General features: G+C 56.1%; 2 protein-coding genes. Both read right to left on the bottom strand.

The window, feature by feature from the left end; translation table 11 throughout:
- Positions 1 to 90: 90 nt before the first annotated feature.
- Positions 91 to 1920 carry a glutamine--fructose-6-phosphate transaminase (isomerizing) gene (gene glmS / locus VZP09_RS20740; RefSeq protein WP_032415838.1) on the bottom strand — a complete coding sequence of 610 codons (1830 nt, stop codon included), beginning with the start codon at positions 1918 to 1920 and terminating at the stop codon, positions 91 to 93.
- 183 nt (positions 1921 to 2103) lie between these two features.
- Positions 2104 to 3474, bottom strand: a complete 1371-nt coding sequence (glmU, locus tag VZP09_RS20745; protein WP_004151550.1) for a bifunctional UDP-N-acetylglucosamine diphosphorylase/glucosamine-1-phosphate N-acetyltransferase GlmU — start codon at positions 3472 to 3474, stop codon at positions 2104 to 2106.
- Between the last annotated feature and the right edge of the window lie 533 nt (positions 3475 to 4007).

Raw genomic sequence — 4007 nt, forward strand, 5'->3', positions numbered from 1 at the left:
CAGCCAAAATATTGCGCACGTAATCGATGGAAAACAGCAGGTGCAAATAAAAAGGGCCGCCGTCGGCAGCCCTTTGCAGGATAGGATGCTTTACTCAACCGTTACCGATTTCGCCAGGTTACGCGGCTGGTCAACGTCAGTGCCTTTGATCAGCGCGACGTGATAAGCCAACAGCTGCAGCGGAACCGTATAGAAGATAGGGGCGATGGTCTCTTCCACATGCGGCATCTCAATGATGTGCATGTTATCGCTACCGTTGAAGCCGGCTTCACCGTCGGCGAAGACGTATAGTTCACCGCCGCGGGCACGAACCTCTTCGATGTTGGATTTCAGTTTTTCCAGCAGTTCGTTGTTCGGCGCCACCACGATCACCGGCATTTCCGCATCAATCAGCGCCAGTGGGCCGTGCTTAAGCTCGCCCGCCGCATAGGCTTCCGCGTGAATGTAGGAGATCTCTTTCAGCTTCAGCGCCCCTTCCATAGCGATCGGATACTGATCGCCACGGCCAAGGAACAGCGCATGGTGCTTATCAGAGAAGCGCTCTGCCAGCTGCTCAATACGCTTGTCCTGGGAGAGCATCTGCTCGATACGGTTCGGCAGAGCCTGAAGGCCGTGCACGATATCATGCTCGATAGACGCATCCTGACCTTTCAGTCGCGCCAGTTTCGCCACCAGCATCAACAGCACGGTTAGCTGAGTGGTAAAGGCTTTGGTCGAGGCCACGCCGATTTCCGTTCCGGCTTTGGTCATCAGCGCCAGATCGGACTCGCGCACCAGCGACGAGCCCCGCACGTTGCAGATGGCCAGCGAGCCGAGATAGCCCAGCTCTTTCGACAGACGCAGCGCCGCCAGGGTATCGGCGGTTTCACCGGACTGGGAGAGGGTGATCATCAGGCTATTGCGACGCACCGCGGACTTGCGATAGCGGAATTCGGAGGCGATTTCCACATCGCACGGGACGCCGGCTAACGCTTCGAACCAGTAGCGGGAGACCATCCCGGAGTTATAGGAAGTCCCGCAGGCCACTATCTGAATATGTTCAACCTGAGCCAGCATTTCATTGGCGTTGGGCCCCAGTTCGCTGAGATCCACTTCGCCATGGCTGATGCGCCCGGTCAGGGTGTTCTTAATCGCGTTCGGCTGCTCGAAAATCTCTTTCTGCATATAGTGGCGGTAGATACCTTTATCGCCAGCGTCATACTGCAGATTGGATTCGATCTCCTGGCGCTTCACTTGCGCAGCGGACTTATCAAAAATCACCACCGAACGGCGAGTCACTTCCGCGATATCGCCTTCTTCGAGGAAGATGAAGCGGCGGGTAACTGGCAGCAATGCCAGCTGGTCGGAAGCGATAAAGTTTTCACCCATCCCCAGGCCAATTACCAGCGGGCTACCGGAGCGGGCCGCCAGCAGAGTGCCCGGGTCACGGGTATCCATGATCACCGTACCGTAAGCGCCGCGCAGCTGCGGGATAGCGCGCAGGACGGCTTCACGCAAGGTACCGCCTTGTTCCAGCTCCCAGTGCACTAGATGGGCAATAACTTCGGTATCGGTCTCAGTGACGAAGACATAGCCGCGAGACTGCAGCAGGGCGCGCAGCGGCTCATGGTTTTCGATGATCCCGTTATGGACCACCACAATGTGTTCAGAAACATGCGGATGCGCATTGCTCTCAGACGGTTCGCCGTGCGTCGCCCAACGAGTATGGGCGATCCCGGTACCACCGTGTAACGGTTGCTCTTCTACCGCCTGAGCCAGCATCTGAACTTTACCCAGGCGACGCACGCGGGTCATATGACCTTCGCTGTCGACCACTGCCAGACCGGCAGAGTCATAGCCACGGTATTCCAGACGACGTAAACCTTCGAGAAGGATTTCAGCAATATCACGCTGCGCGACTGCGCCAACAATTCCACACATAGTTAAATTTCCTGATAATGGCGATATGCCATGCGTTGTCGCTGACCTGTATTTGCCCGTTTTCCGGGCGCCCCGAGCCTTGTAGAGAGTGGGGTTATTGTTATGGTACTGCCTGCGGACGGGGATCTATGCTGACCCTCTCATCCTGGTTCGCCGGGAAAATTTCCCCGGCGATAATCCAAATTATTTCTTCTTCACCGGACGCTGCCAGCCCTGTTTGTGGACCTGCGGTACGCGGCTCAACACCAGTTCGTTATCGGCGATATTGCGCGTGACGGTGGTGCCGGCGGCGATCGTGACGCCGTTGCCTACCGTGACCGGGGCCACCAGCTGGGTATCCGAGCCGACAAAGACATCATCGCCAATAATCGTTTTATGCTTGTTCGCACCATCGTAGTTGCAGGTGATGGTGCCCGCGCCGATATTGACGTTATCGCCAATCTCCGCATCGCCCAGATAGGTCAGATGACCCGCCTTGGAGCCTTTCCCGAGACGCGCTTTTTTCATTTCCACGAAGTTACCAACGTGGGCGCCTGCCAGCAGTTCGGCGCCCGGGCGCAGACGGGCAAATGGACCGATGGTGCAGGCCGCCTGCAGCTGGGCATCTTCCACCACGCTGTAGGGGCTAATTTCGCAGTCATCGCCGATGGTGCTGTTTTTGATCACGCAGCCGGCGCCGATTTTCACTCGATCGCCCAGCACCACGTTGCCTTCCAGAATAACGTTAGTATCGATCTCTACATCGCGCCCGTGCTGCAGCGTACCGCGCAGATCGAAACGCGCCGGATCGCGCAGCATCACGCCCGCCAGCAGCAGCTTTTCCGCCTGCTCCGCCTGGTAGACGCGCTCCAGGCGCGCAAGCTGCAGGCGGTTGTTGACGCCTTCGACTTCGCTCAGGCGCTGCGGATGCACTGCGACGATCTGGTGTCCTTCCTGGTGCGCCATGGCGATGATATCGGTGATGTAGTATTCGCCCTGAGCGTTGTTATTGGTGAGTTTCGCCAGCCAGCGCTTTAGATCCGCTCCGCCGGCGATCAGGATCCCGGTGTTGATTTCCTGGATCTGGCGCTGGGCCTCGCTGGCATCTTTGTGCTCAACGATGCCCGTCACCTGGCCATTTTCACGGGTAATGCGGCCATAGCCGGTTGGGTCATCCAGCTTCACCGTTAACAGACCAATCCCACCCTGTGGTTTCGCGGCGCGCAGGCGCTGTAGCGTCTCAACGGAGATCAGCGGCACGTCGCCATAGAGCATCAGGATGTCTTCATCATCATTGAAGAATGGCGCCGCCTGCTGCATAGCGTGCCCGGTTCCGAGCTGCTCGGCCTGCAGCACCCAGTTCAGGTTGTCTTCATGCAGAGTCTGACGCAGCAGATCGCCGCCGTGGCCGTATACCAGGTGTACCGCACATGCGCCTAAATCGTTAGCGGCATCAATGACATGCTGCACCATTGGCTTCCCGGCCAGGGTATGCAGCACCTTAGGAAGATCGGAATACATGCGGGTCCCTTTGCCTGCAGCAAGGATAACCACGCTCATCGCACTATTTGACATACTCATCCTGACGGTAGTTAGAACGAAAAGTAAAAGCCTTTCACGTTGAAATTTCTACATATTTTTCATCATAAAACGAGACGTGGAGAAAACGTCCAGGCTCACTGTTTTACCCCATTTTATGACGCTATTTTTAACCACTGCAAATCAGTTTAACGCTGAAAAAGGAGGGCGGGGTGGAGAATCATTAACTATCTCACTGCTTTTGCTGTTTTTTCGCCACCTGAATAAAGCCGCAGCGGCAGGCGTTTATCAGCACCCACAGCGGGAAGAACCAGGATAAATATTCGCCAGTCGCTGGCGGGGGAGGACGGTAAAGTGATTGATGCTATCCATAAAAAACGAAAGGCCACCTATCAGGTGACCTTCTTTTCCCGGTTTCACATCGCCAGTGTTGTCGTTTTGATGGGCGATACGTCGTGTCAGCGAGCGAGATAGCGCGGAGCTTAGAAGCTCAGGACGCTAAATTTAGCGATGATTTTATGGAACAGTTTCATGATGATTTCCTGACGCAGGTGCAGTTTATAACGCTC

Source organism: Klebsiella sp. EMBS2024 (genome assembly GCF_036233805.1).
GTDB lineage: Bacteria > Pseudomonadota > Gammaproteobacteria > Enterobacterales > Enterobacteriaceae > Klebsiella > Klebsiella pneumoniae.